This is a genomic window from Streptomyces sp. S6 (assembly GCF_054880855.1).
Genome location: NZ_JBTYMC010000389.1, coordinates 1 through 5,492 on the forward strand (window position 1 = coordinate 1; position 5,492 = coordinate 5,492).

The window sequence follows — 5,492 nt, forward strand, 5'->3', positions numbered from 1 at the left end:
GCGCCCCGTCCGGCATCGCGAGGCCCGCGCTCACCAGCCGGTCCGAGAGGACCCGGACCGCGTCGCCGGTGGCCGTGCGGGCGCGCAGCGGGGCGATCGGGGACTGGCCTTCGGGGCCGATCGCGCCCAGCACCGAGCGCTCCATCTCGTCCCGGCCGTCCGGGTCGACGACGGTCGCCCAGCCGGTGTGCGCGAGGTGCAGGCGGTGGTCGCTCGCCATCGACACCAGGGTGAGGTCGGCGACCCGCGCGGGGCCGCCGGAGAGGAACGCCGCCTCGTACAGCGTCAACCCGTGTGCCGGGGGCGGGGGTTCGGCGGCGCGCGCCGCGCGTACGGCGGCCAGGCACAGGTGTGAGCACGCCGCGACCGCGATCCCCCAGGCCGCCACCAGCAGAAGCACCCAGAACATGCCGCGTTTCTATGCCAGAAGCCCGTGGTACCGCCATGCTTTGTTCACGATCCGGACGGAGCGTTGCGGGTATGTGACGTTCCGCTTACGGTGAGTTGGGGCGGCCGGGGCCTACGGGGTGACCGGGACCGTGAGAGGCGGCGGCGAGTCGGTGGCGAGGTCGCGGGCCAGCGCGTCGAAGTCGACGTACCCGGTGGCCTCCAGGACCCGGATGTGGTCCAGGACCGTCGCGTTCGCGTCGTCCGCGAGGTCACGCACCAGGGAGTTGCGGGTGCTCGCGCGGACCTGCGCGACGACCGAGAAGATCCTGCCGTGCGCCAGGCGCAGCACGTTGGCGAACTTCCAGTCGTAGCCGGTGCCTTGAGCCGCGTCCAACTCCCGCAGCCAGCCCTGCTGTTGGGCCGTCGGCTGATCCGGCAGCGGGAGGTTCAGCCGGGCGGCGACACTGCGCACCCGCTCGTCCAGGAACGTGTGCCCCTCGACCAGATGCTCACCGGCCGTCCGTACAGCCGGGGTTGAGCCCTTCTGCTGGGCCTGGCGGCCCGCCGGGATCTCCCACAGGCCCGCGAGCCGCACCTTCTCCACGAAGTCCCGGTCCAGCTCGGACAGCGGGCCGTACGGCGTCGTCACGGCCGACCCGGCGCTCAACAGGTTCGGCGCCGAGCCCGTGTTCGAGCGGTCCGCGTACGACCAGATCGGGAACGCCAGTGCGCCGATCGTGAGGACGAGGCCGACGATGATGACGCCGGTTCCGCTGAGCAGGTTCCCTGCCCAGGTCTCCTGACGGCGCGCTCGCATGGATGCCTTCGGTGATTTGTGTGCGTCGGGTGCGGAACACGTAGTTTACCGGGGGCGATGCGCGGACGGCCGTGCGGGGCTCAACGGCCGGTCAGGGAGCGGAGCGTGCGCGCCAGCCGGGACTGGTTCCTCGGCGCCGGGCCCGAGCGGTCCAGCCACCAGCAGCGCAGTTCCCTGCGGGGACGCGGCGGCAGCGGGTCCGCCTCGTGCAGGAGGTGGTCCGCGAACTCCAGCGCGTCCTGGCGGTAACCGCCGCGCAAGGGGCGGGTGGTGGCGTAGGCGAGGAACGCCGGACGGTAGCCGTCGCCGAGTATCTCCGGCAGCTCCGGAGCCACCTTCGCGACGATCCCGGCCCGCTTCGCCGCCAACGCCCGCGCCTGGACGCCGAGCCGGACCCGGTCGAACCCCTCGGGGGCGGGGGTGCCGGCGACGAGGGCGGACAGGAGGGAGGTCTGGGCGAGGGCGAGGCGCTGGCGGGGGAGGCCGGTGGACTCCGTACGGTGCGCGGGAGTTGAGGGTGTCGCCGCCCCGGTCTCCGTGCCGCGCCGGGGAGTTGTGCGTACCGCCGCCAGCGTCTCCGTCCGAGTCCGTGCCAGCGACCCCCGCGACACCGCCTCCCTGATCGCCGCCAACTCCCCGCGCAGTTCCGCCGGGTCGGGGAAGTTGTCGTCGCGTTCCAGGAGGACGCCGGGCGGGGCCGTGCGGGAGGTGAGGGCCGTGAGGAGGTCGAGCACCTCGGTGGGGACGGGGTGCGCGTGGCTGTCGTGCCAGACGCCGTCCCGCTCGTAGCCGCCCGCGACATGGACGTACGCGATGGCCTCCACGGGGAGTTCGGCGAGCGCGCGGGCCGGGTCCTCGCCCCGGTTGACGTGGTTGGTGTGGAGGTTCGCGACGTCGATGAGGAGGCGGACGCCGGTACGGTCGGCCAGCTCGTACAGGAACTGCCCCTCGGTCAGCTCCTCGCCGGGCCACGCGAACAGCGCCGCGATGTTCTCCACGGCGAGCGGAACGGGCAGCGCGGCCTGGGCGATCCGGACGTTCTCGCACAGCACGTCCAGCGCGTCCCGCGTCCTCGGCACCGGCAGCAGATGCCCCGCCTCAAGACCCGCCGTCGCCGTCAGCGCCCCACCCGCCCGCACGAACGCGATGTGCTCGGTGACGAGCGGCGCCCCGAGCGCCGCCACCCGCTCCGCCAGCGCCGCGAGCCGCCCCTCGTCCGGCCGGTCCGCCCCACCCAGCCCCAGCGAGACACCGTGCGGGACGACGGTGACCCCCCGCTCCCGCAGCCGCACCAGGGACTCCGGCAGATGGCCGGCACACAGGTTCTCGGCGACCACCTCGACCCAGTCGACCCCGGCCATCCCCTCGACGGCGTCCGCGATCTCGGGCCGCCAGCCGATCCCGGTGCCGAGGCGGTGCGCGAGGCCGGACTCCGCCCCCGTCCGTGCCGGTGTCCTCGTCTCCAGCTGTGTCGTCATGGCCCCCTCCTTCGACGCGCCGGCCCTTCCTGAGTGACGAAGATATGACCCCCGTCACCCCGGGCCGAACCTCCGGGGAGGGGGTTCAGAGGAACATTTGAGGTTGGGGTCAGCGTCTGACGGCCACCCCGCCGAAGCTGTCGACGTCCCGGCGGGCAGGGTCGGCGGCGGGCGTGCGCCACTCCGCGACCGGGACCAGACCGGGCTCCAGGAGGTCGAACCCGTCGAAGAAACGGCGGAGTTGATCGGGGGTGCGGTTGACGCGCGGGTTGTTCCCGGCCTCGTTCCAGCGTTCCACCATCGCGCGCATCTCGGCCGCGTGGAACATCTCGGTGCTGTCGCAGAAGACGAGGTGACTGCCGGACGGCAGCGCCGACTTCAGCTCGCCGACGAGGTCGTAGGCGGAGTCGTCGGGGATGTGCGCGGCGATGCCGAGGAGCATCAGGGCGAGCGGACGGCCGAAGTCGAGGGTCTCGCGGGCGGCCCGCAGGATCGCGCCCGGGTCGCGCAGGTCCGCCTCGATGTAGGCGGTCGCGCCCTCGGGGGTCCCGGCGAGGAGGGCGTGGGCGTGCTGGAGGACGACCGGGTCGTGGTCGACGTACACGATCCGCGCGTCCGGGGCGATGGACTGCGCGACCTCGTGCGTGTTGTCGTGGCTCGGCAGGCCCGTACCGACGTCCAGGAACTGCCGGATGCCCGCCTCGCCCGCGAGATACCCCACCGCCCGCTTGAGGAACGCCCGCTGGGCGCGCGCGATGTCGACGATCTCGGGGTTCAACGCCCTGATCTGGTCGCCCACTCGGCGGTCGATCTGGTAGCAGTCCTTGCCGCCGAGCCAGTAGTTCCAGATGCGCGCCGAGTGCGGAACCTCGCTGTTGATCGGCGGACGGTCAAGCGGCATGACGACTCCCCGGTGGTGCGAACGGCCGTTGGGGTACGACCGTACAACTCCGTTTTCCGCAGGCCCTTCAGCGGCTGGGAACCGGGCCACCGCTCACGGCAGCCGCCTGCGCAGCGCCGGATGATCCGACACCACCGTGGAACTTCCTGGCGCGATCTCGGTGAAACCCGCGTCCCTGACCAACGGCAGCCCGCTCGCGGTCAGTTCGGACCAGCGGTCGGCGCCGGCCGTGCGGACGGCGAGTGCGAACCCGGTGTCGCGCCAGGCGGCCCGCTGCTCGTCGTCCAGCTCCCACCAGGCGAGTTGGGCGGCGTGCCCGGTCTGCGCCATGGTCTTGCCGGCGGACATGCCGAGATCGGGGTTGAGCCACAGCACCGGGACGCCCGGCTCGGGGGCGGCCGGTGTCTCGGGGTCGTCGAGGTCCGTGCCGGAGACCTGGAGGCGGGCGAGGTCCTTGGGCCAGCCGTCCAGCGGGACCGGCGGGAAGACGCGCACCTCGGCCGACTTGCCGGTCACCGTGATGCCGTCCAGCGCCTCCGCGCGCCGCCACTCCGCGCCGCGCGCCCGGCGGACGACCTTGCGGATCCGCGCGTCCTGCCAGTCCGCCATGGCCCGCGCCCACGCGCCGTCCCCGGTCGACCGGGCGTCGTCGAGGATCGTCAGAACCGCTCGGGCGGCTGTCTCCAGCGCGTCCGTGCGGGCCGGCGGGGCGTCGCGTTCGATGCGGACGACCAGGGGCAGGACGAACTGCGGGGCCTCGTCACGCGGACCGGCTTCGGACTGAAACGGACTCTCGTTCACCTGAGGCAGGCTACGTGACCTGCCAGGTGGGAGAAGATGCGGCCATGGATCACGCACTCCGACTGGATCACGTGGGCCGCCGCTACGGTCCGCGCGGCCCCTGGATATTCCGGGGCGTCGCCCTCGATCTGCCGGCCGGTACCCTCACGCGCGTCGAAGGGGCCAACGGGACGGGGAAATCAACCCTGTTGAGGCTGCTCGCGCGGCTCGACGCGCCCAGCGAGGGGAAGATCGCCGGGCGGCCCCGCACCGCGTACGTGCCCGAGCGCTTCCCCGCCGCGCTGCCCTTCACGCCGGTCTCCTATCTCACCCACCTCGGGGCCGTCCACGGGCTCGCGCGGGAGCGGGCGGCCCGGGCGGCGGAGGAGTGGCTGGAGCGGTTCGGGGCCGCCGGGTTCGCGCGGACGCCGATGGGGCGGCTGTCCAAGGGGAGCAGCCAGAAGGTCGCGGTGGCGCAGGCGTTCGTGGGCGAGCCCGAACTGCTCGTGCTGGACGAGGCGTGGACGGGGCTCGACACCGGCGCGCGCGGGGAGTTGGAGCGGGCGGTCGCGGAACGGACGGCGCAGGGGGGTGCCGTCGTCTTCGTCGACCACGATCCGCGCCGGCTCGCCGGGGTGGCCGACGCGGTGTACGAGGTGCGGGACGGCGGGCTGCGGCGCCGTACGGGGGAGAGCGCCGCCGTCGTCGAGGGGCCGTGTGCCGTCGTCGAGGTGCGCGGGCCCGGTGCGCTGCCGGGGGAGGTGGTGGCCGTCGCGGTGTCCGCCGTCGAGGAGGGCGGGGTGTGGAAGGTGACCGTTCCGGTGTCGCACTCCGACGTCGCCCTGCGGCTGCTCCTCGGGGCACGGCCGCCGTGGCACGTCGAGAGCGTGCGGAAGGAGGGGGCGTGATGGGGGCCGTCGTCCGCTACCAGGCGGCTCTGCTCGCCCGTTCGCAGCGCTGGCTGCCGCCCGTGCTGCTGTACGTCGTCTTCCTGGGCATCGGGGTGCAGGGCGGGCAGCCCCTGCTGGACTCCCTCGGGTACGCCGCCGCCGCGCTGCTGCCGACGGCCGCCTGGCTGGTGCGGATCTGCGTCGGCAACGAGCCGCCCGCCGCGCGGAGCGTCGTC

The 5,492-nt window shown here is 73.6% G+C and carries 6 protein-coding genes and 1 pseudogene; 2 read left to right on the top strand and 5 right to left on the bottom strand.

Going from position 1 to position 5,492, the window contains the following annotated elements; genetic code table 11:
* The 5 genes from ACVNF4_RS31910 to ACVNF4_RS31930 form a co-directional block, all read right to left on the bottom strand.
* A partial coding sequence (locus ACVNF4_RS31910; protein WP_461806363.1) for a TIGR04222 domain-containing membrane protein occupies positions 1–409 on the bottom strand: 409 nt, incomplete at its 3' end.
* 111 nt (positions 410–520) lie between these two features.
* On the bottom strand, positions 521–1,207 hold the full coding sequence (locus ACVNF4_RS31915) for a DUF4142 domain-containing protein (RefSeq protein ID WP_461806364.1): 687 nt from the start codon (positions 1,205–1,207) through the stop codon (positions 521–523).
* 80 nt (positions 1,208–1,287) lie between these two features.
* Positions 1,288–2,568 carry an MbnB/TglH/ChrH family RiPP precursor modification enzyme gene (locus tag ACVNF4_RS31920; RefSeq protein ID WP_461806368.1) on the bottom strand — a complete coding sequence of 427 codons (1,281 nt, stop codon included), beginning with the start codon at positions 2,566–2,568 and terminating at the stop codon, positions 1,288–1,290.
* Positions 2,569–2,794: 226 nt separating this feature from the next.
* Positions 2,795–3,586, bottom strand: a complete 792-nt coding sequence (locus tag ACVNF4_RS31925; RefSeq protein WP_461806365.1) for an SAM-dependent methyltransferase — start codon at positions 3,584–3,586, stop codon at positions 2,795–2,797.
* A 93-nt stretch (positions 3,587–3,679) separates the two neighbouring features.
* On the bottom strand, positions 3,680–4,387 hold the full coding sequence (locus tag ACVNF4_RS31930; protein ID WP_461806366.1) for an aminoacyl-tRNA hydrolase: 708 nt from the start codon (positions 4,385–4,387) through the stop codon (positions 3,680–3,682).
* 44 nt (positions 4,388–4,431) lie between these two features.
* Here ACVNF4_RS31930 and ACVNF4_RS31935 point away from each other — a divergent pair, with 44 nt between their 5' ends.
* A complete protein-coding gene (locus ACVNF4_RS31935; RefSeq protein WP_461806367.1) occupies positions 4,432–5,274 on the top strand; it encodes an ABC transporter ATP-binding protein in 843 nt (280 codons plus the stop codon).
* Positions 5,274–5,492, top strand: a pseudogene (locus ACVNF4_RS31940) (ABC transporter); the annotation flags it as partial. The gene ACVNF4_RS31935 and the pseudogene ACVNF4_RS31940, both read left to right, overlap by 1 nt.